Raw genomic sequence first — 25,465 nt, forward strand, 5'->3', positions numbered from 1 at the left:
CGTACGGGAGTCCGCTTCCCTCTGCTGCGCAGGAGACGGCGCCATGAGCACGTGGGGCCTGCTGGCCGAATTCGCCGACGCCGACGAGCTGCTCGCGGCCGCGCGGCGCGTGCGCGAAGCCGGCTACCAGCGCGCGGAAGCGTATTCGCCGTTCCACGTCGACGGCCTGGCCGAAGCGCTGGGGTTCACGCGCAACCGCGTGCCGGCCTTCACCTTCGTCGGCGGCGTGCTGGGCGGCGCCGGCGGCTTCTTCCTGCAGTGGTACTCGGCGGTGATCGACTTTCCGGTCAACGTGGCCGGGCGGCCGCTGAACAGCTGGCCCATGTTCATCCCGGTGACGTTCGAGATGGCGGTGCTGGGCGCGGCGTTCGCGGCGCTGATCTCCATGCTGGCCGCCAACGGCCTGCCGCGCCTGCGCCATCCGCTCTTCGCGGTGGCCGAGTTCGACCTGGCCACGCGCAACCGCTTCTTCCTCTGCCTGCGCTGCGACGACCCGGCCTTCGAGCCGCAACGCGCGCGCGAACTGCTGCAGGCCATGCACCCGATGCGCTGCGTGGAGGTGCCGGCATGAAGCCCGTGCTCGCCGCGGCGATCGCCTGCGCGCTGCTGGCCGCCGGCTGCGAGCGCGAGATGCACAACATGTACGAGCAGCCGCGCTTCGATCCCGACGAAGGCAGCACGCTCTGGCCCGATGGCCGCGCCGACCGGCCGCCGCCCGCAGGCAGCGTGCCGGCCGCCACCGGCGACATCGCGGGCACCAGCAGCGCGCGGCAAGGGCGCCAGGAGATCCAGGAATGGCGCGAGGCCAAGGCGGCGCAGTCGCCGCCGCCCGTGACCCAGGCGCTGCTGCAGCGCGGGCAGGACCGCTACTCGATCTACTGCCTGCCCTGCCACAGCCCGCTGGGCGACGGCGAAGGCCCGGTGGCGCGTCACGGCTTCCCGAACCCGCCCACCTACCACCAGCCGCGGCTGCGCGACGCGCCGGACCGCTACCTGTTCGACGTCATCACCGGCGGCCACGGCGTGATGTACGGCTACGGCGACCGCGTGGCGCCGCTGGACCGCTGGGCCATCGTCGCCTACATCCGCGCGCTGCAACTGAGCCAGGCCGTGCCGGTGGCGGAACTGCCGCCGGCATTGCGCGACAAGGTCGCCGCGGGAGGCCCGCGATGAAACGGATGCAGCCGATCGGCATCGTGTTGCTGTTGCTGGTCGCGGTGGGCGGCACCGTTTCGCTGCCGGTCGCGCTGGCTTGCGCGCTGGCGGCGTGGTGGTGGGCGCTGGGCCTGGTGCTCGGCGTGTTCATCAACGCGTGGATGCACGTGCTGACCGGCGGCAACTGGGGCCTGCCGGTGCGCGCCACCGCGCTGGCGCTCTCGCGCCGCCTGCCGTGGCTGCTGCCCGGGCTGGTGGTGGTCGCCGCCGCCGCCGGGCAGCTGTATCCGTGGGCGACGCTGCCGGCCGCCGAATGGACGCGCGGCATGGCACGGCCCGGCTTCGCTTTGCGGTGGCTCGCGCCGGCCGCGTTCACGGCCAGGCTGGTGCTGTACGCGGTGGCGTGGTGGTGGGTCACGCGGCCCGCGTCGCTCGCGAGCAAAGGGCGCGCGGCCGCTTCCATCGTCGTGTGCATGATTGCCACCACGCTGGCGGGCGTGGACCTGCTGATGTCGCTGGTGCCGGGCTGGTACAGCACGGCCTTCGGCCTGGTCCTGATGGGCACGCAGGCGCTGGGCGGCGCCGCGGTGGTCGTGCCGCTCGCCTTGCTGCGGCGCGACTGGCCCGCGGCAAAGGAAGCGCCGGTCTCGCGCGACATCGGCAACCTGCTGCTGATGTGGGTGATGAGTTGGGGCTACCTGGCCTTCATGCAGTTCCTGGTGATCTGGGCCGAGAACATCCCACGAGAGATCGGTTGGTACGTGCCGCGCCTGCAGACCGGCTGGCAGTGGGTGGGCGTGGCGCTGGTGCTGCTGCAACTGGCCGTGCCGTTCGTGGCCCTGCTGTTCCGGAGCGTGAAGGACCGGCCGGCCCGCCTGGCGCTGGTGGCGCTGCTGCTGCTCGCCTCGACGGCGATGGACACGGTGTGGTCCATCGTGCCTTCGGTCGACGCCCACTCGCTGCATGCGTGGTGGCTGGCGCCGCTGGCTTTCGCGGGCATGGCGCTGCTGGCCTTCGGCGGGACCGAAGCCGTTTCCGCGCAGGCCGCCTCGCGGGAGTTGCGCCATGCGTGAAATCGCCGTGCGCCCGGTGCTCTGGACCGCGCTGGCCATCGCGCTGGTGGTGGCCGCGGCCGTGGGCGCGGTGCTGGGCTTCTTGCACCTGCGCCACGTGCCGGCGGGCGGCGAGCGGCTGTCTTCGGGGCCTGATATCCGCCTCGATGCGCCCGGCCTGTCCAGCGCGCCGCAGGACGAGCTGCAGCGCGACCGGCAGGCCAAGCTGGCGAAGCTGAATTCGGCCGGCTGGGTGGACCGGGAGAGAGGCATCGCCCACATTCCCATCTCGGACGCGATGGCCCTGATGGCCGCACGGGGCAGCGGGGAGCCGAAGCGATGAAGCGGCTCCTTCTCTTGCTGCTGCTTGCCTGCGGCGCCGCCGCCGCGCAGCCGCTGGCCTTGCCCGCGCCGCCCGAAGCCGGGCTGGAGCAGCACATCGGCGCCCGCGTGCCGCTGGACCTGGCAGTGACCGACGAAGCCGGTCGTGCGCGCACCCTCGCCGACGTGATCGACGGCACGCGGCCCGTGCTGCTGGTGCCGGGCTACTACCGCTGCCCGCAGCTGTGCGGGCTGGTGATGCGCAGCCTGCTGGAAGCCTTGAACGGCAGCGGCACGGACCGCGCGCGCTGGCGCATCGTGGGCGTGAGCGTCGATCCGCAGGAAACCGCGGCGGATGCGCGCATGCGCCACGCTCTCGACGCGGAGTACGCCGACTCGCTGGCACCGTGGGCCGGGCCGCTGGACCTGCAGCTGCTGACGCTCACCGCGCCGCAGCTGCAGCGCATCGCCACGGCCATCGGCGTTCGCTTCGAGCGGCTGCCACCCGGCGGCGGCGACCAGGCCAGCTTCGCGCATCCGGCCACTGTCGTCGTGCTGACGCCGCGCGGCGAGATCTCGCGGTACTTCAACGGCATGGGCATGGCGCCGGGCGAGCTGCGCGTCGCGCTGGCCGACGCCGCCGGCGACCGGCTGGGCAGCGCCACGGGGCGGCTCGCGCTGCTGTGCGTGCATTTCGATCCGCACGTGGGCCGCCTCAACCAGCCGGTGATGAACGCGGCCCGCGCCGGCTCGGTGTTGCTGGTGATCGCCCTGGCCGGCTGGTGCTGGCGCCGGCGCGGCGGCCGGCCGGGAGACGGGCGATGAACCCCGACGTCGACGCCAGCCTGGCTTCCAGCTTCCGGCTGCTGCAGCAGAGCGCGTCCAGCGTGGCCGGCGGCGTGGACCTGCTGTTCACGGCCATGCTGCTGCTGACCGGCGTGGTGGCCCTGGGCGTGCTCGTCGCCATCGTGTTCTTCGCCGTGCGCTACCGCCAGGGTTCTCGGGTGAGCCGCGGCATCGTCCAGCGCAAGCTGGGCATCGAACTCACCTGGACGCTGGTGCCGCTGGCGCTGTTCATCGTCATCTTCAGCTGGGCCGCGCACGACTTCCTGCTGCTGTACGAGCCGCCGCGCGACGCGCTGCCCGTCTACGTCGTCGCCAAGCAGTGGATGTGGAAGCTGCAGCACGCGGCCGGCCGGCGCGAGATCAACGAGCTGCACGTGCCGCTGGGCCAGCCCGTGCGGCTGGTGATGACGGCGCAGGACGCGATCCACAGCTTCTACGTGCCGGCCTTCCGCCTGAAGCAGGACGTGCTGCCGGGCCGCTACACCTCGCTGTGGTTCACGCCCACGCAGGTGGGCGAGTTCCACCTGTTCTGCGCCGAGTACTGCGGCTCGCAGCACTCCCAGATGATCGGCCGCATCGTCGTCATGCCGCCTGCGGAATTCACCAGATGGGTGTCGGCGGGGCCCACCGAACCCAGCCTGGCGCAGTACGGCTTCGCCCGCTTCCGCGAGCTGGGCTGCAGCGGCTGCCACACGCCGGGCTCCACGGTGAACGCGCCGTCGCTGCGCGGCCTGCTGGGGCGCGAAGTGCACCTGTCCGACGGCCGCAGCCTGGTGGCCGACGAAAACTACGTGCGCGATTCCATCCTGCTGCCGGAGAAGGACGTGGTGGCGGGCTTCCAGCCCGTGATGCCGTCGTTCGCCGGGCAGGTGAGCGAGGAAGACATCCAGGCGCTGATCGCCTACATCCGCTCGGGAGAGGCTCCATGAGTTACCTGGACGACGGGCACACCTTGCGGTCGTGGCTGTTCACGAACGACCACAAGCGCATCGCCATCCTCTACGCGGTGGCGATCACCGCGTTCTTCTTCATCGGCGGCGCGGCCGCCACGGTGATGCGGCTGGAGCTGGCCACGCCGGCGGGCGACCTGGTCTCGCACGACACCTACAACCGCCTGTTCACCGCGCACGGCGTGATCATGGTGTGGCTGTTCCTCATCCCGTCCATCCCGGCGGTGATGGGCAACTTCCTGGTGCCGCTGATGATCGGCGCGCGCGACCTGGCCTTCCCCCGGCTGAACCTCACCAGCTGGTACATCTACATCGCGGGCGGCCTGGTCATCCTGCTGTCGCTGGCGCTGGGCGGCGTGGACACGGGCTGGACCTTCTACACGCCCTACTCCACGATGTTCTCCAACAGCTGGGTCGCGGTGGCGCTCACCGGCGTGTTCATCGTCGGCTTCTCGTCCATCCTCACCGGGCTGAACTTCATCGTCACGGTGCATACGCTGCGCGCGCCGGGGCTGGGCTGGTTCAAGCTGCCGCTGTTCGTGTGGGCGATCTACGCCACCAGCATCATCCTGGTGCTGGCCACGCCGGTGCTGGCGATGACCACCTTCCTGGTGGTGGCCGAGCGGCTGTGGCAGATCGGCGTGTTCGACCCCGCGCACGGCGGCGACCCGCTGCTGTTCCAGCACCTGTTCTGGTTCTACTCGCACCCGGCCGTGTACATCATGGTGCTGCCCGCGATGGGCGTGGCCAGCGAGATCATCCCCTGCTTCGCGCGGCAGCGCATCTTCGGCTACCGCTTCATGGCTTACGCCATCCTGGCCATCGCGGCCATCGGCTTCCTGGTGTGGGGCCACCACATGTTCGTCAGCGGCCAGTCGATGGCGGCCAGCATGGTGTTCTCGCTGCTGTCCTTCCTGGTGGCCATCCCCTCGGCCATCAAGGTGTTCAACTGGACGGCCACACTCTACAAGGGGGCCATCCGCTTCGACGCGCCCATGCTGTACGCGCTGGGCTTCGTCGGCCTGTTCACCATCGGCGGCCTCACGGGACTGTTCCTCGCCTCGCTGGCGCTGGACGTGCACCTGACCGACACCTACTTCGTGGTCTCGCACTTCCACTACATCATGGTCGGCGGCTCGGTGATGGCGTACTTCGCCGCGCTGCACTTCTGGTGGCCCAAGGTGACCGGGCGCATGTACCACGACATCTGGGCGCGCATCGCCGCCGTGCTGATCTTCCTGGGCTTCAACTTCACCTTCTTCCCGCAGTACATCCTGGGCGTGCAGGGCATGCCGCGGCGCTACCACCAGTACCCGCCCGAGTTCCACGTGCTCAACCTCTTCTCGTCGGCCGGCGCGGTGGTGCTGGCGGCGGGCTACCTGCTGCCGTTCTTCTACCTGGGCTGGTCGCTGTTCGCGGGCCGGCAGGCCGGGCCGAACCCGTTCGATGCGCGCGGGCTGGAATGGACCACGCCGTCGCCGCCGCCGACGCACAACTTCGACCATGAGCCGTCGCCGCCGGAGCGCGTCTACGACTACGACCCGAACGCGCCGCTGGAGGCCGGCGCATGAACACCGCCGCCGTGCGGCACGAACCGGACGAGCTCACCGGCCCGTTCGGCATGTGGGTGTTCCTGGCCAGCGAGGTGCTGTTCTTCGGCGGGCTGCTGCTCGCGTACACGTACGGACGCAGCCACTGGCCGGAAGGCTTCGCGGCGGCCTCGCGCGAGACGCACGTGGTGATCGGCACGGTGAACACCGCGCTGCTGCTGACCAGCAGCGCGCTGGTGGCGATGGCCGTCGCCTGCGGTGAGTCGCGCGAAAGCCGCCGGTACGTCAGCGCGTTGCTGTGGGGCGCCAGCGCGCTCGGCGTGGCCTTCATGGTGCTGAAGGGCATGGAGTACACCAGGGAGTTCCACGAACACCTGGTGCCCGGCGCAGCCTTCCGGCTGCAGGAGCCCGGCGCGCAGCTGTTCTACGTGCTGTATTTCCTGGCGACCGGCCTGCACGCGGTGCACCTCACCATCGGCATCGCGGTGCTCGCCACTTTCGCCTGGGGCACGCACCGGCTCTCGGGTTGGGCATTGCCACGGCGTGTCGAAGTGGCCGGCCTCTACTGGCACTTCGTCGACGTGGTGTGGATTTTTCTCTACCCGCTGATCTACCTGGGGGGACGCAGCGGATGAAGAACCTGCGACGCCATAGCCTGAAGCTGGCCGCCGCCTGGGTGGCCCTGCTGGCGCTGATGCTCACCAGCCTGGGCAGCGCCTACCTGCCGCTGGGGCGCGGCAACCTGGTGGCCGGCCTGGCCATCGCCACCACCAAGTCGCTGATCGTGCTGTGGCTGTTCATGGACCTGCGCCGCGCGCCGCCGACGCTGCGGCTCACTGCCGCCCTGGGCTTCGCCGCACTGGCCCTGCTGTTCACGCTGTCGGGCGTGGACTTCGCCACGCGCGACATGCATCCGGCCGCGATGCAGCAGCCGCAACAGCTGGCACCCACCGGCAAGAAAGGAAGTTCATGATGGAGCCGAAGAACGAAAGACCCGTGGCCGTCGTGACCGGCGCATCCGCCGGCATCGGCCGCGCCGCGGTGCGCGAGTTCGCCCGCCATGGCTGGCGCGTGGCGCTGGTGGCGCGCGGCGAGGATGGCCTGAACGCCGCGCGCGCCGAGGTGGAAGCGATGGGCGGCGAAGCCCTGGTGCTGCCGACCGACGTGGCGGACGAAGCCCAGGTGGAGGCCGCCGCCGCGCGCGTGGAAGCCGAGTGGGGCGTCATCGACGTCTGGGTGAACGACGCCATGGCCACCATCTTCTCGGACGTGATGAAGATCAGCCAGCGCGACTTCCGACGCTCCACCGAGGTCACGTACCTGGGCACCGTGTGGGGCACGCTGGCCGCGCTGCGGCGCATGAGGCCGCGCGGCCGCGGCACCATCGTGCAGGTGGGCTCGGCCCTCGCCTACCGCTCCATCCCGCTGCAGGCGCCTTACTGCGGCGCGAAAGCGGCGATCCGCGGCTTCACCGACTCGGTGCGGTGCGAGCTGGACCACGACCGCAGCCCGGTGCACCTGACGATGGTGCAGCTGTCGGCCTTCAACACGCCGCAGTTCGAGTGGGGCCGCACGACGATGCACAAGCGGCCGCGGCCCATGGGCAAGATCTTCCAGCCCGAAGTCGCCGCGCAGGCGATCTACTGGGCGGCCACGCACCGGCGGCGCGAAGTGTGGGTGGGCCTGCCCGCGGTCAAGGCGATCCTCGGCAACAAGCTCTTTCCCGGCGTGCTGGATCGCACGCTGGGCCGCAGTGCCGTGGACGGGCAGCACACCGACGAGCCCTTGCCCGCGAACCGGGCCGACAACCTGTACGCGCCGGTGGCGGGCGACCACGGCGCGCACGGCCGCTTCGACGCGCAGGCGCACGGCTTCAGCACGCAGTGGTGGGCGGACCGGCACCGCGGGCTGTTGATGGGCGCCGCAGGCGCGCTGTGGCTGCTGGGGAAAATGGCGCACCGGCAGAAGCGCGCGCCGTCCGCGTGGCGTTGACCGCGGCTCAGAGGCCGGTGCCGCCCGCGCCGTCACGGCGCGGGATGCAGCCCAGCCGGGCGCATGCCGGCGTTCAGCCCCGCCGCGCCGCGTCGATGGCGGCCACGTCGATCTTCTTCATGGCCATCATGGCTTCGAAGGCGCGCTTCGCCTCGGCCCGATCCGGGCTGGTGAACGCTTCCAGCAAGGTGCGCGGCGTGATCTGCCACGACAGGCCCCACTTGTCCTTGCACCAGCCGCACTGGCTTTCCTGGCCGCCGTTGCCCACGATGGCGTTCCACAGGCGGTCGGTCTCGGCCTGGTCGTCGGTGGCCACCTGGAACGAGAAGGCCTCGCTGTGCCGGAACGCCGAGCCGCCGTTGAGGCCGACGCACGGGATGCCCAGCACGGTGAACTCCACCGTCAGCACGTCGCCTTCCTTGCCGTCGGGGTAGTCGCCCGGCGCACGATGCACCGCGCCCACCGCGCTGTCCGGGAAAGTCTTCGCGTAGAACTGCGCGGCCTCGAGCGCATCGCGGTCATACCAGAGGCAGATGGTGTTCTTCGGGATCATGTCGGTGCTCGCGTTGGGTTCGTCAGTTGGGTTGCGGCGTCAGGAACGGTGAACCCCACACGTTGGCGATGCCGGGCGCCGGCCCGTTCGCGTTGTAGTAGTAGCGCGCGTGCAAGTCCACGTACGTCCTCGGACAGTTGTTGCCGAGGTAGGCGTACATGAGGTCGCACACCTGCACGTCGAACTCGGGGTCCGGCGGCGTCGCGGTCACGGTGATGTGGTCGGCCCCGAAGCTGTGGAACAGCTCGTGGAAGGCGGTGAAATCGGCCCAGGTCGGGTGCTGCACCGGCGAGCTCACCGTCGCTGCGCCGGCGCAGCCGTTGGCCTGCATGAACACCGTGGACACCAGGCCCGCCGAGTAGTTGTAGACGATCTCCGAATAGCCGCAGTAGCCCTGCTGGTGACTGCCTTCGTAGAACACCAGGTGGTTCTTGCCCGGCGACAAGGCACCGCCCGCCCGCAGGTCGTCCTTGATGTCGTACAGGATGCCGTAGCCGTCGTCGCGGTACTGCTGTTCCGTGCGCGGCAGCTGCACGAACTGGATGTCCAGTTCGCCGCGGAAGGTGTCGAAGACGATCTTGCGGCCGATCTCGCCCTGCAGCCACCGGTTCAGCGCCGCGATCTGGTACGGGAAGCGCGTGGTGCTGTCGAAGCCCCTGTCCGTGCCGCCCGCGGGCACCGCATAGATCACCTTGACCTGCGGGCCGGTCACGTCGTCGGGGCGGTTCACCGTGCTGCGGCTGAGCGTATAGGTCGCGGCGGACAGCTGCGTCGCATTGAAGGGGTTCTCGCCCGCGGGGGCCGGGGCAGGCGTCGGTGCAGGCACAGGCGCGGGCGCGGGTGTCGGCGCAGGTGCGGGGCTGGGCGCCGGCGTGGGCGAAGGGGAAGGTGCGGGGCCGGGCGCGGGTGCCGGCGCGGGGCTCTGGGTGGTGTCGGTCGCCGGCACCGGATCGGGACTTGGAATGCCCAGGCCGGACGCGGAGGCGTCGGCGGCGGCCGTCGTGGTGCCGCCACCTCCGCCACCGCCGCCGCACCCTGCCAGGACGGCAGCGAACAGTGACGCCAGGGCCAGCCCGCGCGCGCTTTGCATGATGTCTCCCTGACGGTTCGTGTTGTCCGTCGGGATTCTCGAAACCGGCGCGCGCGCCGTGTATGTGCGAGCGTGAGAAGTGTGTCTACTGGGCCTTGGAAGGGTTGGCCCCGCATAGCCCGATCGGGCCAGGACGCTTGCGTAGGATGGCGGTCAGCGCTCTTCGCGCAGTTCCGGCGGCAGGCTCCACATCGACTCGGCCAGCGCCGCGCCGGGGGCGCCCTGCTCCAGGCCCGCCAGCAGCAGGCCCAGTTCCTTCACCGCGCCGCCATCCAGCACCGCGGTGGTGGGATGCAGCCACAGCCCGCCGAAGTGCGAGGCTTCCGCCACCCAGCTGCCGGCGACCTGGCGGCGCGCCGCGCGCTCCAGGTGCAGCAGGCCCACCAGCAGGCGCAAGCCGGATTGCCTTTCCCAGCGCACCAGGCGCAGCATGCACTGGAACAGCGGCCGGCCTTTCACGGTGCCCATGTGCCGCGCATCCACCTCCACGCACGACGCGTCGATGCCCGCCTTGCGGAAGACCTCGAGCAGGATGGCCCGGTACTCCTCCTGGAGTTCGGCGATGGTGGGATCCTGCGGGCCCAGCTGCGTGGAGTCGTGTTCCGTTGCCGGCACGGGTTCCCGCTGGAAAAGCTTGCGAACTGTGAGCATGGGGCCCTTGGGTAGTGGGGCGGAATGTAACAACGGAGACGATCCGGCCGCGTGAATTAGATCACGGACCTTCGCCTAAGCCCTTGGCTGCAAACGGGGCCTGACGACTCGGCGCAACAGACCGGCCGCCGTGAGCATGCCAACGGCGAGGGCCAGGAGGAAGAAGGCGCGCGCCACCGGTTGCAGGAAGTCCAGTTCCAGCGCGGCGGCCATCTCGTGCGTGGCCGCGGAGTACATGCCGAGCGGGAACACGATGCCCCAGTAGCCGACCTCGTAGCGCAGCGACTGCCGGTCGCGCCAGGCGCGCCACGCGGTGAGCGCGGCCATGAAAGGGATCCACCAGGTGCCCACCGCCCAATACAGGACGGTGCCGCCGCGCAGCAGCGGCAGCAGGCCGGCCAGGAAAGGCGCGCCGGCGGTGTGGACCACCAGCAGCGCGCCGGCCAGCGCCGAGATCGCCATCGCGCCCATGTTGATCCAGTACGTGGGCGCGAGGTCGCGCGGCGACATCCGGAAGAAGGCGCAGCGATAGAAGATCAGCGCGATCACCCACACGTACAGCATGCCGCCGCACAGCCACATCGCGGTGGCGGCGAAGTTCAGGGCCAGGCGCGCCGGTGGCGCGAGGCCCGCGCCCACCAGCACCGCGACGATGGCGATCGACTGCGTCGCCACGACGATCAGCAGCCAGGTCCCGCTGATGGCTTCGGCCAGCGGCGGCTTGTCGCTCTCCAAGGTCAGCACGATCAGCACGCCGTAGGTCACCGCGACCCACAGCACCGCGGCCAGGCCGCCCAGCCACGCGCCCGCTTGCGGCGGCAGGCCGAGCGACAGCCACAGGCTGCCGAGGATGGACGTGCCGGCCACCAGCGTCAGGAAGCCCGGCGCGCGCGCGTGGCTGCGCAGGTCGGCCAGCACGTGCGACGGATGGCGCACGGCCTTGGCGATGCCCAGCGCCGCGACCACGGCCCAGGCGACGAAGGCCAGCGCCAGCATCGCCTGCCCGAAGCGCTCGTGCCCCTGCTGCCGGCAGTCCACGCCCAGGATGCCGACCGCCATCACGATGGCGAAGTTCGCCGGCGAGAGTTCCGCGATCCGGAGGGCACCCATGCGATCGGGCGGCAGCACCGCCGCGTTCATGTCGCTTTCTTCGCCCTGGCTTTCGCGCCTTCGGCGTTGACCTGCACGGCCGCGCGGAACAGCGCCTTGAACGCCTCCGCGTCCGGCTCTTCGCCTTCGGCCACGTCCAGCGCGCGGCGGGTGTTGCCCTCGAGGCTGGAATTGAACAGCTTCTTCGGATCCTTCACCGAGGCGCCCTTGGCGAAGGTGAGCTTCACCTTGGCCTTGTAGACCTCACCCGTGCACACGATGCCGTCGTGCGACCAGACGGGCCCGTCCCATTTCCATTCCTCGGCCACTTCCGGGTCGGCCTGGTGAATGAGCTTGCGCAGCCGCGCCAGCGTTTCGCCGCGCCAGTCGGCCAGCTCCGCGATCTTGCGGGTGATCAGTTCCGTGGCGGTCACTGCAGGCTCGGGTTTACCCATGTCCTCTTTCGTTTCGGTGCGGCGGACCGGCATCGTAATCCCGCACCGCCGGGAGCCGCGCGCACCGCGGCGGGGCCTGATCTTTACAGGAGAGACACAGGGTGCTCCCGTATCATTCTGTGAGCCCATCCACCGGCAGTTCCCGATGTCCCTCGTCCAGCTGGCGCTGCGCCGCCCCTATACGTTCATCGTGATGGCGCTGCTGATCGTGCTGTCCACGCCGTTCGCGCTGCGCAACATGGCGACGGACATCTTCCCCGAGATCAACATCCCGGTGGTCAGCATCATCTGGAACTACACGGGTCTGCCGGCGCAGGAGATGGGCCAGCGCATCGCCAGCAGCAGCGAACGCGGGCTGACCACCACCGTCAGCGACATCGAGCACATCGAGTCCACCTCGCTGCCCGGCATCGCGGTCATCAAGGTCTTCTTCCAGCCGGGCGCCAACATCCAGTCGGCCATCGCGCAGACCGTGGCCGCGGTGCAGACGCAGGTGCGCCAGCTGCCGCCGGGCATCACGCCGCCGCTGGTGATCAAGTACTCGGCTTCCAGCATCCCGGTGGTGCAGCTGGCGCTGTCCAGCACCACGCTGCCGGAGCAGACGGTGTTCGACTCGGCCGTCAACCAGCTGCGCCCGCAGCTGGTCACCATCCCCGGCGTGGCCATCCCCTTCCCCTACGGCGGCAAGGTGAAGGTCATCTCGGTCGACCTGGACATGCAGTCGCTGCAGGCCCGTGGCCTGTCGCCGGCCGACGTGGTGAACGCGGTCAACACGCAGAACCTGATCCTGCCGTCGGGCACGGCCAAGGTCGGCGGCACCGAGTACACGGTGCGCATGAACGGCTCGCCCGAAGCCATCGCCGGGCTCAACGACCTGCCCGTGCGCACCACCGGGGGCGCCACCACCTACCTGCGCGACGTGGCCTACGTGCGCGAAGGCTTCCAGCCGCAGACCAACGTGGTGCGGCAGGACGGCTCGCGCGGCGTGCTGATCTCCATCCTGAAGAACGGCGGCGCGTCCACGCTGGACATCGTTCAGAACCTGAAGGACATGCTGCCGCGCGCGGCCCAGCTGCTGCCGCCGGAAGTGAAGATCGCCACGCTGTTCGACCAGTCGCTGTTCGTGAAGGCCGCCATCCAGGGCGTGGTGGCGGAAGCGCTCATCGCCGCCGGCCTGACGGCCGCGATGGTGCTGCTGTTCCTGGGCAACTGGCGCAGCACGCTGATCATCGCGGTGACCATCCCGCTGTCGATCCTGGTCTCCATCCTCGCGCTGTTCGCGCTGGGCGAGACGCTGAACATCATGACGCTGGGCGGCCTGGCGCTGTCGGTCGGCATCCTGGTCGACCAGGCCATCGTCACCATCGAGAACATCGAGCGCCACGTGCACCTGGGCAAGCCGCTGGTGGAAGCCATCGAGGTGGGCGCCGGCGAGATCGGCACGCCGGCCTTCGTGTCCACGCTGTGCATCTGCATCGTGTTCGTGCCGATGTTCTTCCTGTCGGGCGTGGCGCGCTTCCTGTTCGTGCCGCTGGCCGAGGCGGTGGTGTTCGCGATGGTCGCGTCGTACTTCCTGTCGCGCACGCTGGTGCCCACGCTGGTGATGCTGATGCTGGACGGCGCGCACGGGGCGGCGGGCGAAAGCCGCTCGCTGCTGCAGCGCCTGTACCGCGCGTTCGACGCCCGCTTCGAGCGCATGCGCCGCGCCTACGCGCTGGCGCTGTCGTCCATCCTGGCGCACCGCGCGCGGTTCATCGTCCTCTTCGGCGGCTTCTGCGTGCTGTCGTGCGCGCTGGTGCCTTTCCTGGGACGCGACTTCTTCCCCGGCGTGGACGCCGGCCAGATCCGCCTGCACATGCGAGTGGCCACCGGCACCCGCATCGAGGAGACGGCGCGCATCGCCGACCAGGTGGAGCAGGAGATCCGCCGCATCATCCCGGCCGGCGAGCTGGAGACCATCCTCGACAACCTGGGCATCCCGAACTCGGGCATCAACCTGTCGTACAGCAACGCCGGCACCATCGGCACGCTGGACGGCGAGATCCTGATGTCGCTGAAGCACGGCCACCGCCCCAGCGAGCACTGGATCAGCACCCTGCGCGCCGAGCTGCCGAAGAAATTCCCGGGCGTGGAGTTCTTCTTCCAGCCGGCCGACATCGTCACGCAGATCCTGAACTTCGGCCTGCCCGCCGCCATCGACGTGCAGCTCACCGGCCCCAACCTGCAGGCCAACGCGGAGCTGGCGGCACAGCTGGCCAAGAAGATCAAGCAGGTGCCCGGCGCGGTGGACGTGCACGTGCACCAGCGCCTGGACGGCCCGGCCATCAACCTGCAGATGGACCGCACGCGGCTGCAGCAGGTGGGCTTGTCGGCCAGCAACGTCGGGCAGAACGTGCTGATCGCGCTGTCGGGCAGTTCGCAGACGGCGCCGGCCTTCTGGCTGAACCCGAACAACGGCGTGGTCTACAACATCGTGGTTCAGTCGCCGCAGTACGAGCTGGACTCGTTCAACTCGCTGCTGAACATCCCGATCGGCGCCGTCGGCGCCAACGCGGGACCCACCCAGCTGCTGGGCAACGTGGTCGAGGCGCAGCAGGCGCGCCAGTTGCCCATCGTCAGCCGCTACAACATCTCACCGGCGGTGGACGTGTTCGTCAGCGTGCAGGGCACCGACCTGGCCAGCGTGGCGAAACAGGTCGAGCAGCTGGTGGACGAGGTCAAGCCGAAGCTGAGCCGCGGCTCGCAGGTGGCCGTGCGCGGCCAGGTCCAGACCATGCAGTCTTCCTTCGCCGGCCTGGGCATCGGCCTGGCGATGGCCATCGTGCTGGTGTACCTGCTGGTGGTGGTGAACTTCCAGTCGTGGATCGACGCCGCGATCATCATCGCCGCCCTGCCCGCCGCGCTGGCCGGCATCGCGTGGATGCTGTTCATCACCGGCACCACGCTCAGCGTGCCCGCGCTGACGGGCGCCATCATGACCATGGGCGTGGCCACGGCCAACTCCATCCTGGTGGTCTCCTTCGCGCGCCAGCAGCGCGAGCTGGGTTCGCCGCCGCTGGCCGCCGCGCTGGAAGCGGGCGCCACCCGCATCCGCCCCGTGCTGATGACCGCGCTGGCCATGATCATCGGCATGATCCCCATGTCGCTGGGCCTGGGCGAAGGCGGCGAGCAGAACGCGCCGCTGGGCCGCGCCGTCGTCGGCGGCCTGCTGTTCGCCACCGTCTCCACGCTGCTGTTCGTTCCCGCCGTGTACGCCGGCGTGCACCAATGGCTGGCCCGCCGCAAGGAGCGCCGCGCCGCCCCGGCACTGCCGCCGGATGCCACCCCGCAGGAAAGCTGACCGATGTCGCACGAAAGCCATTCCCAACTCGCGATCCATCCCGTGGAGGACAGCGCCGACGCGCCCGGCCGCCAGCAGGTGATGCGCCGCACCCGCATCGCGGCCATCGTGGTGCTGGTGCTGCTGGCCGCCGGCGGCGCGCGCACCGTGGTCAGCCGCGCGGCCAACGCGAAGACGCTGGAAGCCGAGTCGGCCCGGTCGTCCACCACCTACGTGCGCGCCACCCGGGTGCGCAGCGGCGGCTCGGCCCAGAAGCTGGAACTGCCGGGCACGCTGCAGGGCTTCGTGCAGGCGCCGGTGGCCGCGCGCGCGGGCGGCTACCTGAAGCGGTGGACCAAGGACATCGGCAGCACCGTCGCCAAGGGCGACCTGCTGGCGGAGATCGAGACGCCGGAACTCGACCAGCAGCTGTCGCAGGCCATGGCCGCGCGCCAGCAGACCGCCGCCAGCGTGGACCTGGCCAAGACCACGGTCGACCGCTGGGAAGCGCTGCGCCAGCGCGACGCGGTCTCGCAGCAGGAACTGGAAGAGCGCCGCAGCGGCTACCTGCAGGCCAAGGCCAACCTCGCGGCCGCCGACGCCAACGTGGAGCGCCTGCGCGAACTGCAATCCTTCAAGCGAGTGGTCGCGCCCTTCGCGGGCGTCATCACCCGCCGCAACGTCGACGTGGGCGACCTGATCGACGGCAGCGGCAAGCCCCTCTTCCTGCTGTCGCAGACCGACCCGCTGCGCGTGTACGTCAACGTGCCGCAGTCTTACGCGCACCTGGTGCGCCAGGGCCTGGCCGCCACCGTGACGCAGGCCGAAGTGCGTGGCCGCAGCTTCAGCGGCCAGGTGGCGCGCACCGCCGCGGCCATCGACACGGCCACCCGCACCATGCAGGTGGAGGTGAGCCTGCCCAACAAGGACGGCGCGCTGATGCCCGGCGCCTTCGTGCAGGTGGCGCTCAACCTGCCGGCCGGCCAGGGCATCGCCATCCCCTTCAACGCGCTGCTGTTCCGCGCCGACGGCGTGTCGGTCGCGTCCATCGACGGCGACGGTTCGGTGCGCCTGCGGCCGGTGAAGCTGGGACGCAACTACGGCGACTCGGTGGAAATCCTCAACGGCCTGCAGGGCAACGAGCAGCTGGTGCTCAACCCGTCCGACTCGCTGGCCGAAGGCGACAAGGTGCAGGTGGTGCAGGACACGCGCCCTGCGGCCGCGGCCGGCAAGGCGACGCCGTGAGGCTGGCACTCATTGCCGCCGCGGCCCTGCTCGCCGCGGGTTGCGCGCACGGCCCGGCGGCGCAAGCCCCGAAGATCGACCTTCCCGAAGCCTGGAAGCTGGAACCCGGCTGGCGCGAAGCCGCGCCCAACGACGCGCAGCCGCGCGGCGACTGGTGGAAGCGTTTCGGCGACGCGCAGCTGGACGCGCTGCAGCGCGACGCGCAAGCGGCCAGCCCCACGGTCGCGGCCGCGCTCGCGCGGCTGGACCAGGCGCGCTCGCAAGCCGACGTCGCGACCGCCGGCCTGTTCCCTTACGTCAGCCTGGGCTCGCGCGTGCAGCGCCTGCAGATCTCGGCCAACCGGCCGCTGACCAACTACGCCTCGCCCAACTTCCAGACCATCCAGAACGACTACCAGCTCAGCTTCAACGTCGCGTACGAGGCCGACCTGTGGGGCCGCGTGCGCAGCTCGGTGGAAGCCGCGCGCGCCACGGCGGAACAGTCGCAGGCCGACCTGGAAAACGCGCGCCTGGTGCTGGCCGCGGATCTGGCCGCCAGCTACTTCAACCTGCGCGAACTGGACATCGAACTGGACGTGCTGCGCCAGTCCATCGCGCTGCAGCGCCGCGCGCTCGGCCTGGCCAAGGACCGCCACGACCTGGGCGCCACCTCGGGCCTGGACGTCGCGCAGCAGCAGGCGCTGCTGGACAGCACGCTGACGCAGGTAGACGTGCTGCGCCGCCAGCGCGACCAGTTCGAACACGCCATCGCCACGCTGGCCGGCAAGCCGGCGCCCACGTTCTCGCTGCCGCCGGAGACGGGGCCACGCGCCGCGCCCGCGGTGCCGCTGGGCGTGCCCGCCGACCTGCTGCAGCGCCGCCCCGACATCGCTTCGGCGCAGCGCGCGATGGCCGCCGCCAACGCGCAGATCGGCGTCGCGCGGGCGGGCTACTTCCCCAGCGTGACCATCGGCCCCAGCTTCGGCTACGACAGCCGCACCTGGTCGCGCCTGTTCGACGCGCCCAGCACGCTGTGGTCCATCGGCGTGGCCCTCACGCAACCGCTCTTCGACGGTGGCCGTGCCGACGCGTACGTCGCGTTCGCCAATGCCGGCTACCAGCTCGCCGCGGCCAACTACAAGCGCGTGGTGCTGACCGCCATGCAGGAAGTGCAAGACGGCATCAGCGGCACGGCGGCGCTGGACAGCGCGCTGGCGCAGTCGCAGCTGGCGGTGAAGAGCGCGGAACGCGTGCTGCAACTGGCCAACGACCGCTACGAAGGCGGCGCGGCCAGCTACTCCGACGTCATCACCGCGCAGCAGTCGCTGCTGAACGCGCAGCGGCTGTCCGCGCAGCTGCTCGGCCAGCGCCTGCTGGTGACGGTGCAGCTGGTGAAGGCACTGGGCGGGGCCTGGTAAGCGCGTGAACGAAGAGCCCGACGGCATCCGCGCGTTCGCCGCGCATTCCGCGTTCCTGCGCCTGTGGTTCACCCGCCTGCTGGGCGGCGGCGCCAACCAGATGCTGATGGTCGCCATCGGCTGGCAGATGTACGAGCTGACCGGCCGCGCCTGGGACCTGGGCCTGGTCGGGCTGTTCCAGTTCGCGCCGGTGCTGCTGTTCACGCTGCTGGCAGGCGACGCCGCCGACCGCTTCCACCGCAGCGCCATCATCGCGTGCGCCATCGCCACGCAGATCGCCGCCGCCGTGCTGCTGCTGTACGGCACCACCGCCCACGCGCTGAGCCGCGAACTGCTGCTCACGGCTTCCGTGCTGCTGGGCGTGGCGCGCACCTTCCAGCAGCCCGCGCAGCAATCGCTGGTGCCGCTGCTGGTGCCGCTGCCGCTGCTGCCGCGCGCGATGGCCTTCAGCTCCGCCGGCAACCAGATCGCGGTGATCGGCGGACCGGGCCTGGGCGGGCTGCTGTTCGCCTACGGCATCACGACGGTGTACTGGACCGCGTTTGGGTTCCTGGTGCTGGCCTTCCTTTCGATCCTGGGCCTGCGCTATGAGCGAGTGCAGCGCGCGGCGCATGCGTTCAGCGTGGAAGGCATGCTGGCCGGCGCGCGCTACGTGTTCGGCAACAAGGTGCTGCTGGGCGCGGTGTCGCTGGACCTGATGGCCGTGCTGTTCGGGGGCGCCACCGCGCTGCTGCCGATCTTCGCCAAGGACATCCTGCACGTCGGCCCGACGGGCTTGGGCATGCTGCGCGCCGCGCCGGCGGCGGGCGCGCTGCTGATGTCCGTGGTGCTGACGCAATCGCCCCTGCAGCGCCGCATCGGCCGCAAGCTGCTGGGCTCGGTGGCGCTGTACGGCGTCTGCATGCTGGTGTTCGCGGTGTCGCACAGCTTCCTGCTGTCGCTGCTGGCGCTGGCCATCTCCGGCGGCGCCGACATGGTGAGCGTGGTGGTGCGGCAGACGCTGCTGCAGATGGAGACACCGGACGACATGCGCGGCCGCGTGGGCGCCGTCAGCACCATGTTCATCGGCGCGAGCAACCAGCTGGGCGAGTTCGAATCCGGCGCGACGGCGGCGCTGATGGGCGCGATGGGGTCGGTGGTGTTCGGCGCGGCTTGCACGCTGGGGATCGTGTGGGGGTGGAAGAAGATCTTTCCGCCGCTGTGGGAGCGGGACCGGTTCGGGTCCTAGCGCCGGCGGACCGCCGTCTGCCGCAGCGCGACGTCAGATGTCCGCTTCTGGCTGCGACCTCAACCGGTCGATGCAACACAGTCGTTGAACACCTCGGCGGGCGTCCTGAAGCCCAAGGTTTCTCTGGGGCGCTCGTTCAGGCTTCTTGCGATCGCATTGAGCTTGGCTTGCGAGAGACCTGAGATGTCCATCCCCTTGGGCATGTACTGACGCAAGAGGCCATTCGTATTCTCGTTGCTGCCCCGTTGCCACGGGTTCTGCGGATCGCAGAAGTAGACCTGGATGTCGGTGGTCAGCGTGAACTTCCTGTGCGCCGCCATCTCCTTGCCGCGGTCCCATGTCAGCGACCGATACAACTCTTCGGGCAGCTTGCGCGAGTGCTTGATCAGGGCATTGACCACCGTCTCGGTGTCCTTGCCGGCGAGCTTCACCAGCATCACGTAGCGCGTATGGCGCTCCACCAGCGTGGCGATCTGGCTGTTGGCGCCGCCCATCAGCAGGTCGCCTTCCCAATGGCCAGGCACTGCGCGATCTTCCACGGCGGCGGGGCGCTCGCTGATCGAGACCGTGTCGGTGATCTGCCCGTGTGTGGAGGTCTTTTGCGTGTGGTGCACCGAGCGCCGCATGCCTCGTGTGCGCCGAAGGTGCTCCAGCAGTTCTTTCTTCAAGGCGCCGCGGGCCTGGATGAACAGGCTGCGGTAGATGGTCTCGTGTGACACGTGCAGGCTCGGTTCGCTCGAGTAAGTATGCTTTAGCCAGCCAGCGATCTGCTGCGGCGCCCATAGGCACTTCAGCTTCCTTGTCACGATCAAGGCGAGCTTGCGGTTCGCAGCCAGCTTGCAGATCTTCGGGCGATGGGCCCGGTTCCAGGCAGCTTGATCGGCTTGCGTGGCGCGGTAGCTGCCCGCGCCACCATTGCGTTCGATCTCGCGGCTGATCGTCGATGGCGCACGTGAGAGGCGTGCCGCGATGGCGCGAATCGAGTCGCCAGCTACCAAGCCCCGGGAAATTTCTTCGCGCTCGGCCAGCGTCAGGGCCAGGCGGGAGCGGCTTCGCTCCGGCGGACGGATGCCGCCGGTGGCCGCAAGAACGTTCCGGATCGAGGTGTGGGGGCGATCAAACAGCTTGGCGATCTGGTGAAGAGTCTCGCCCTTCTTCCAGCGCTCCCACATCAGGGCCTTCTGATCGTTGTAAACGATCCTCGCGTGTCTTCTTCGCATTGACACACTCCTCCCACTTGTGCAGGGTTAGTGTGTTGCATCGACCGGTTGAGGTCGCAGCCGAAAGCAGCCACGTACTGGTTGTCTGCTTTGGGCCTAAGCAGACGTACGCTAGCTCCGAGCTGACTCTATTCCGTTCTGATCCACGGGCTGCCGACAGCTTCCCGCTCGGCCTCGAATCCGCACGGCAGGTCAGAGCACTCGTGAAGAGCCGGGTCTCGTTGAACTATGTGGCCGCTTCGACGACAAGTGATACTCCGCTGAGTCGAGGTGGTCTTGGCCGCAGAGAAAACACCAAGCTCCATCTTCTCATTCGTGCGTGACAAATAACACCGGCTGCTTGCCTCGAACACGTGGACGCAGACATACGACTTCAAACGCGCGTCAGTGAACATGTCTACAAGCGTGGGTCGATGGGCTCGCTCTCGAGGGCGAGCACGCCGAAAGTACACTCGTGCACGCTTCGCAACGGCTCCTTCCGTATAAATCGCGACAGCGACTCGACGCCCAGCGCAAACTCCTTCAGCGCCAAGCTGCGTTTCGCTGCCACGCCCCGCTCTCTCAGACGCTCGAGGTTGGTCGATCTCAAGTATTCGGGGCCGTAGATGATGCGCAGGTACTCGGGCCCACGGCATTTAATTGCCGGCTGCAGCAGTCCCTTTCTGCCGCGGGCGATGTAGTCCAACGGCTTCACGACCATGCCCTCGCCACCTTTGTCGGTGAGGGCTTTCCACCAGTCGATGGCACCTGCGCAGTCCGCCTTGTCTTCGAGATTCACGACTCGGTACGGGGTGGCGACGATGAGCGAAGGCTGCGCGGCTGCCAGTTTCCCCAACATGCTCATGTGCCAGTCGTGGGTCCGGTCGACGAATGTCCTGCCTTCAGCAGCGAGCAGATGGAACGGTGCGAGCCGAATGTCGGACAGGCCGACAACGTCCCAGCAATAGCGCCCGTACGCATCGCGATACTGCCGTACGGACTGCAGTCGCTCCGTCGTAGACCCCTGCAGGGCGTCGAACGTCCTCCCTTGTTCTTGTGCCTGGCCAAGCAACTCCTGCAAACCCGCGAGCGTTGCGGCGCCGGAGACCGCCACGGGTGCGTACTGCGTCCTGATGAGCTCAATGGCCTTGGCCGACCAGGGCATCAGTTCGCAGTCGAGGCAAAGCCAGTCGGTCGACAGTTCTTCCCATAGGCCAGCCTGTTCCACGGCGCCGGCCACAAGCGAGAGCAGAGATTGTTCGACAGCCTTGTCGGGGAAGAAGCTTCTGCCTGTCCGTGTATACACGACGCCTATACCTTCATCCGCGACACCGAATCGGCGCAGAGCCACATCGGCGTTCTTGCAGACGATGACCACGGCGCGCGAGCCCATGTGCTTCTCTTCGCAAACGACGCGGGTCACGCCGCTCTTCCGGTAATAGGCCAGCGCCTCGACCGGATGCTCAAGCAAGTTCGGCTCTGATGACGTCTCGCTCGGTGACATGGTCGGAGGCAGGTAGATGAGCCACCTCGGATTCGCGGCGAACCGGCTCATTACCTCCAAGGCTGCCGCCGCATTTTCTTCCCGAACCTGCACGGTGCCGAAGACTTCCGTCTTGATGTACCGCTTGCCGGACACGTCGGCGAAATCCAGCATGTCATCAGCGGCCAGTTGCGCAGACATCTGCGGAGCGGCAATGACCAACGGCTTCACGGGTGCGTAGTATTCGCGCGCGGCCGGAACGGAGACCAGTTCCTTTTCTGGATAACGCAGCGCGGTCAGCTTTCCGCCAAAGACACAGCCGGTGTCGAGGCAGATGGTGTTGTTGAGCCATTCGGCCTCCGGCACGGGCGTGTGGCCATAGACGACCATGGCCTTTCCGCGATAAGACTGCGCCCAGTTGTAGCGCACAGGCAGGCCGAATTCATCCGTCTCTCCGGTTGTCTCGCCATACATCGCGAAAGTGCGCACGCGCGCAGACGACCGCCCCTGCAGTTCTTCGCTGAGTCCGGCATGAGCGACGACCAGCTTCCCGTCGTCCATGACGTAGTGACTGACGAGCCCGTCAAGGAATTGAGCGATATTGTGCTTCGCATCGCTGGCCGCCCCTTCTAACTGCTCAAGCGAGCGCTCGAGCCCGTACGTGACCTTGACGTCCTTCCCCATGAGTGCCCGTGCCAGTTTGACATCGTGGTTCCCCGCGACGCAAAAGCCCGCACCAGAAGAGACGACCGATTGAACGAAGTGCACCACGGCTGGCGAATCTGGACCGCGATCGACCAGATCGCCGACGAAGACCAGCCTGCGTCCATCCGGATGGCGGACTTGCCAGCCATGTTCGCCATGAGTTGCTTCGTATCCGAGCTTCTGCGTCAGTTGAACAAGCTCGTCCATGCACCCATGAATGTCGCCGACGATGTCGAACGGCCCCTTCTCAGCTCGAAGGTTCGTCCAAAGACGAGTTCTGCCTACTGAGGCCTCGTCTACCTGCTCGGCTCGCTTGAAGACGTGGACGAACCGGCACCCCTCTCGCTCCAGCCCACGGAAAGAGCGTCCCAGGTCATTCCTCTGGTTGCGGATGACGTGTTCACCGAAGTGCCGGTCGGTGCGCTGCGCGTGCCGCTCCATCATCACCTTCTCAGGCAGGTCGAAGACGATGGCCACGCAGAAGACGTTGTGTTCCTTGGCGAGTTCAATCCACCCCTTGCGCGAAGCGGGCTGGACGTTGGTCGCATCGACGACCGTGAGCCTTCCGAGCTTCAGGCGTTTGGACACCATGAGGCGCATCAGCTCGAATGCGTGGTTGGTGACGGATTGGTCGTTCTCGTCGTCCGCAAGGGCCGCACGGCAGAAGTCGGAAGAGACGACCTCCGTCGGGAGAAAGTGCTTGCGGGCAAAAGTTGACTTGCCCGAGCCCGTCGCTCCCACGAGCATGACGAGGCAGAGTTCCGGAATGTCGATGTGCAAGTTGCGCCCTGGCTTATTGTTGGTTGGTGAAGACGGCCATCTGGGTAGGTGCGCCCAGGGTCGGGTCCGCATCACCGATGCTCTCGAAGCGAACCGCGTAGCCGAAGCGATGAGCCTGTTGCTGCGCCCATTCTTCGAACTGGGCGCGCGTCCATTCAAACCGATGGTCCGGATGCCGGAATCTGCCTGCAGGTAGCGAAGGGAACTTGGCGTTGTATTCGCTGTTCGGCGTGGTCACGACCACCGCCTTCGGTCGGGCAAATTCAAAGACCACTCGCGTGAAGATGCCGAGCCGCGACTCGTCCAGATGTTCGATGACCTCGACGACAGTGGCCACGTCGTAGCCGTTGAAGCGAGCATCGCGATATACGAGCGAGCCATGCAGCAAGGTCAACTTGTCCTGCAGCATCTTGGACATCCGCTCGAGATTGAGACGTTCCCGCGCCACCTGGAGGCTACGGTGCGAGACATCCATGCCGGTGACGCGCGAAACACCCTTCATCGGAAGCAGTTGCTTCAGCAGTCGACCCTCACCGCAGCCGAGGTCGATGACGCTGCTCGCGCGCAATGCCTCCACCACGCCAGCTACGCTCTCCATCCGTCGCTCGTTGAGAGACATGCCTCGCTCGAGGCGCTGCTCCTGTTCGTCACCGCGAACGGTTTCAGTGCCGTCGGCCGCTCCGGCGTCGTCAATGGCGCTTCCGTCCGATTCGACCAGCCGATCGATGGCCAGGTCGGCCAAGCTTCGTCGGTGCTTGAGATACCGACGAACGATGAGGTCTCGCTGCGGGTGGGTGCTCAGCCACGGCTCGCCCTTGGCAAGCAGCTTCTCGACTTCGTCCTCGTCGACCCAATAGTGCTTGGTGTTGTCGAGTACCGGAATGAGCACGTAAAGATGCGTCAGAGCCAAGTGCAACGTCGAGGTCGTCTTCAGCGCCACGCTGAAGTACTGGCTGGCACCCCAGCTCGGGAATCGATCATCAAGGCTCAGTTGACGAGCATCGACGTGGTAGCCGAGAGGCTCGAACAGCGCGCGAAGCAGACTCTCGCCTCCGCGACACGGCAATGCTGGAAGCGTGAACTCAAGGGGGATCGGGATCTCGACGAGTTCCGGTCGGTCGGCGGACCTGCCACCCATCGCGCTTCCGAAGGTGTCGGCCATCGCGGCGCTAAGCAAGGACGAAGCGGCATAGGGCCGGTCGTTCACGTACTGGTCCATCAGCCCGGCCGTCGCCGAAAACCCCTTGCGGTCTCGGACGAGGCCGACCGGGTCGACCTCGACGAATAGCGCTGCGGTGCAACGGTCGTCGCCAGCCTCCGGATAAAAGACATGCGCTACACCGTAGGACTGGCGCCGCGAGTGTAGGCGTGCGGGGTTCTTGTGCAACAAGTAGCCCAGGTCGGTCGCGGGGCGATGTGTCGTTGTAATCGTGAGCAGCATCTTCGCCATCCTCTCTGAAGGGGATTATCGACGCGACCCACTGGCGGACGCTTCCTTGCTGGCGCGCATTCGTCCGCCTTCCATTGGAGAGCGGGTGCCGCACGTACACTAGAGGCCTCGCATCTGGGGGGAGGCTGGTCGAGGGGTTTAGGACACCAGTCTTGAAACTGGCGAGGGCGCAAGCCCTCCGTGGTTCGAAGCCGCGCCGTCCATACTAGATGCACAGATGTGCAACGAGTTCGAGCGGGGAAGCGCACTCACACACAGTGAGTGCGCGACGAAATCGGTTTAGATACCGGATTCATCATCCTTCGGCCCAATCGTCAATGGCTGCCAGAGCTCGCCGGCTGCTGGAAATCCTCTCGGAGCCCTCGGGATCGGGATCAGCCGGGCGTTCAACCTGAATGTCCGCTTCGGACATTCAGTGCGCTTCGGGTCCCGCTTCCTCGTAGTAGAACCCTATTTGCAGCTGCACTCGATGCTTAGCCAGCAAGGCGCTGAGTTCAGGCGAGATGAACGGTCCGCCTCCGGTGCCGCCGCTTCCCCAGTACAGGGATAGGGAAGCCTCAATTCCGCGTGCGCAGCCGTCCAGAAGAGTCCCCGGCTTGAGCTGCGAAAGTAGCCACGACACGTGCACGTAGACGTCGTACTCGTTGATTCTGCCGATGGCTTCGCGGGTGTCCAAGTGCCAACTGAAGCGCGGTAAATCATCCCTCGTACGAAATCCCGCCGCCATCCGCCTCGCTTTGCTAGCTGGGCTGGCCTCGCTTTGATCGTCTTCCATTCGGACGGCAGCCAAGGCCGCACCAGAAAACAGTTCTTGCGCTGTGTCACTCCGATCGGAGCGCAAGACGAGTGTGCAATAGCAGGTCAAAGTATTTCGGGATGTCCGCTTCTGGCGGCGGATTCAACCGGTCAATGCAACACGCTACCCTGCGTAAGCAGAAGGAGTGTGGATGCGGAG

The 25,465-nt window shown here is 68.1% G+C and carries 23 protein-coding genes and 1 tRNA gene; 15 read left to right on the plus strand and 9 right to left on the minus strand.

Features of this window, described 5'->3' with window-relative positions; genetic code table 11:
• Positions 1–43: 43 nt before the first annotated feature.
• The 10 genes from EZ216_RS19155 to EZ216_RS19200 are packed head-to-tail and all read left to right on the plus strand — an operon-like array spanning position 44 to position 7,866.
• A complete protein-coding gene (locus EZ216_RS19155; RefSeq protein ID WP_205959710.1) occupies positions 44–571 on the plus strand; it encodes a DUF3341 domain-containing protein in 528 nt (175 codons plus the stop codon).
• Positions 568–1,173 carry a c-type cytochrome gene (locus tag EZ216_RS19160; RefSeq protein ID WP_135251399.1) on the plus strand — a complete coding sequence of 202 codons (606 nt, stop codon included), beginning with the start codon at positions 568–570 and terminating at the stop codon, positions 1,171–1,173. Before EZ216_RS19155 ends, EZ216_RS19160 begins: the two co-directional genes overlap by 4 nt.
• Positions 1,170–2,228 carry a hypothetical protein gene (locus EZ216_RS19165; RefSeq protein WP_135251400.1) on the plus strand — a complete coding sequence of 353 codons (1,059 nt, stop codon included), beginning with the start codon at positions 1,170–1,172 and terminating at the stop codon, positions 2,226–2,228. Before EZ216_RS19160 ends, EZ216_RS19165 begins: the two co-directional genes overlap by 4 nt.
• Entirely contained in the window at positions 2,221–2,550 is a 330-nt protein-coding gene (locus EZ216_RS19170) for a hypothetical protein (protein ID WP_135251401.1), read from the plus strand. Before EZ216_RS19165 ends, EZ216_RS19170 begins: the two co-directional genes overlap by 8 nt.
• Positions 2,547–3,353 carry an SCO family protein gene (locus EZ216_RS19175; RefSeq protein WP_135251402.1) on the plus strand — a complete coding sequence of 269 codons (807 nt, stop codon included), beginning with the start codon at positions 2,547–2,549 and terminating at the stop codon, positions 3,351–3,353. Before EZ216_RS19170 ends, EZ216_RS19175 begins: the two co-directional genes overlap by 4 nt.
• Positions 3,350–4,303: a cytochrome c oxidase subunit II gene (coxB, locus tag EZ216_RS19180; RefSeq protein WP_135251403.1), complete on the plus strand. Its 954-nt coding sequence runs from the start codon at positions 3,350–3,352 to the stop codon at positions 4,301–4,303. Before EZ216_RS19175 ends, coxB begins: the two co-directional genes overlap by 4 nt.
• A complete protein-coding gene (gene ctaD / locus EZ216_RS19185; RefSeq protein WP_135251404.1) occupies positions 4,300–5,895 on the plus strand; it encodes a cytochrome c oxidase subunit I in 1,596 nt (531 codons plus the stop codon). The genes coxB and ctaD overlap by 4 nt, the downstream gene beginning before the upstream one ends.
• Positions 5,892–6,509: a cytochrome c oxidase subunit 3 gene (locus tag EZ216_RS19190; RefSeq protein WP_135251405.1), complete on the plus strand. Its 618-nt coding sequence runs from the start codon at positions 5,892–5,894 to the stop codon at positions 6,507–6,509. Before ctaD ends, EZ216_RS19190 begins: the two co-directional genes overlap by 4 nt.
• Positions 6,506–6,847, plus strand: coding sequence for a cytochrome C oxidase subunit IV family protein (locus tag EZ216_RS19195; RefSeq protein WP_135251406.1), 342 nt, complete (start codon positions 6,506–6,508; stop codon positions 6,845–6,847). Before EZ216_RS19190 ends, EZ216_RS19195 begins: the two co-directional genes overlap by 4 nt.
• A complete protein-coding gene (locus EZ216_RS19200) occupies positions 6,847–7,866 on the plus strand; it encodes an SDR family oxidoreductase (RefSeq protein WP_135251407.1) in 1,020 nt (339 codons plus the stop codon). The genes EZ216_RS19195 and EZ216_RS19200 overlap by 1 nt, the downstream gene beginning before the upstream one ends.
• Positions 7,867–7,939: 73 nt before the next feature.
• Here the strand turns inward: EZ216_RS19200 and EZ216_RS19205 are convergent, their stop codons facing one another.
• From EZ216_RS19205 to EZ216_RS19225, 5 genes are all read right to left on the minus strand, one after another.
• Positions 7,940–8,419: a VOC family protein gene (locus EZ216_RS19205; protein WP_135251408.1), complete on the minus strand. Its 480-nt coding sequence runs from the start codon at positions 8,417–8,419 to the stop codon at positions 7,940–7,942.
• 22 nt (positions 8,420–8,441) lie between these two features.
• A complete protein-coding gene (locus EZ216_RS22025) occupies positions 8,442–9,509 on the minus strand; it encodes a hypothetical protein (RefSeq protein ID WP_167772962.1) in 1,068 nt (355 codons plus the stop codon).
• Between the two features lie 153 nt (positions 9,510–9,662).
• A complete protein-coding gene (locus tag EZ216_RS19215; RefSeq protein ID WP_135251409.1) occupies positions 9,663–10,160 on the minus strand; it encodes a hypothetical protein in 498 nt (165 codons plus the stop codon).
• A gap of 75 nt (positions 10,161–10,235) precedes the next feature.
• Entirely contained in the window at positions 10,236–11,300 is a 1,065-nt protein-coding gene (locus EZ216_RS19220; protein ID WP_135251410.1) for a tellurite resistance/C4-dicarboxylate transporter family protein, read from the minus strand.
• On the minus strand, positions 11,297–11,704 hold the full coding sequence (locus tag EZ216_RS19225; protein WP_205959711.1) for a DUF1801 domain-containing protein: 408 nt from the start codon (positions 11,702–11,704) through the stop codon (positions 11,297–11,299). The genes EZ216_RS19220 and EZ216_RS19225 overlap by 4 nt, the downstream gene beginning before the upstream one ends.
• Before the next feature lie 145 nt (positions 11,705–11,849).
• Here EZ216_RS19225 and EZ216_RS19230 point away from each other — a divergent pair, with 145 nt between their 5' ends.
• The 4 genes from EZ216_RS19230 to EZ216_RS19245 are packed head-to-tail and all read left to right on the plus strand — an operon-like array spanning position 11,850 to position 18,893.
• A complete protein-coding gene (locus EZ216_RS19230) occupies positions 11,850–15,044 on the plus strand; it encodes an efflux RND transporter permease subunit (RefSeq protein ID WP_135251412.1) in 3,195 nt (1,064 codons plus the stop codon).
• A 3-nt stretch (positions 15,045–15,047) separates the two neighbouring features.
• Positions 15,048–16,268, plus strand: coding sequence for an efflux RND transporter periplasmic adaptor subunit (locus EZ216_RS19235; RefSeq protein ID WP_135251413.1), 1,221 nt, complete (start codon positions 15,048–15,050; stop codon positions 16,266–16,268).
• Positions 16,265–17,665, plus strand: a complete 1,401-nt coding sequence (locus EZ216_RS19240; RefSeq protein ID WP_135251414.1) for an efflux transporter outer membrane subunit — start codon at positions 16,265–16,267, stop codon at positions 17,663–17,665. The genes EZ216_RS19235 and EZ216_RS19240 overlap by 4 nt, the downstream gene beginning before the upstream one ends.
• Before the next feature lie 4 nt (positions 17,666–17,669).
• Positions 17,670–18,893: an MFS transporter gene (locus EZ216_RS19245; protein WP_239024443.1), complete on the plus strand. Its 1,224-nt coding sequence runs from the start codon at positions 17,670–17,672 to the stop codon at positions 18,891–18,893.
• A gap of 59 nt (positions 18,894–18,952) precedes the next feature.
• Here EZ216_RS19245 and EZ216_RS19250 read toward each other — a convergent pair whose 3' ends face one another.
• From EZ216_RS19250 to EZ216_RS19260, 3 genes are all read right to left on the minus strand, one after another.
• Complete coding sequence (locus tag EZ216_RS19250) at positions 18,953–20,113, minus strand: IS30 family transposase (RefSeq protein WP_135251415.1); 1,161 nt, start codon at positions 20,111–20,113, stop codon at positions 18,953–18,955.
• Between the two features lie 397 nt (positions 20,114–20,510).
• On the minus strand, positions 20,511–23,060 hold the full coding sequence (locus tag EZ216_RS19255; RefSeq protein WP_135251416.1) for a polynucleotide kinase-phosphatase: 2,550 nt from the start codon (positions 23,058–23,060) through the stop codon (positions 20,511–20,513).
• Between the two features lie 13 nt (positions 23,061–23,073).
• On the minus strand, positions 23,074–24,510 hold the full coding sequence (locus EZ216_RS19260) for a 3' terminal RNA ribose 2'-O-methyltransferase Hen1 (protein WP_239024444.1): 1,437 nt from the start codon (positions 24,508–24,510) through the stop codon (positions 23,074–23,076).
• A gap of 120 nt (positions 24,511–24,630) precedes the next feature.
• Between EZ216_RS19260 and EZ216_RS21530 the strand changes: the two genes are divergently transcribed.
• Positions 24,631–24,713, plus strand: a tRNA-OTHER gene (locus tag EZ216_RS21530).
• 209 nt (positions 24,714–24,922) lie between these two features.
• Here EZ216_RS21530 and EZ216_RS19265 read toward each other — a convergent pair.
• The gene (locus EZ216_RS19265) at positions 24,923–25,186 is read right to left on the minus strand and encodes a hypothetical protein (RefSeq protein ID WP_135251417.1); all 264 of its coding nucleotides are present in this window, start codon (positions 25,184–25,186) and stop codon (positions 24,923–24,925) included.
• Positions 25,187–25,465 lie beyond the last annotated feature (279 nt).

Source organism: Ramlibacter humi, assembly GCF_004681975.1.
Taxonomy (GTDB): domain Bacteria; phylum Pseudomonadota; class Gammaproteobacteria; order Burkholderiales; family Burkholderiaceae_C; genus Ramlibacter; species Ramlibacter humi.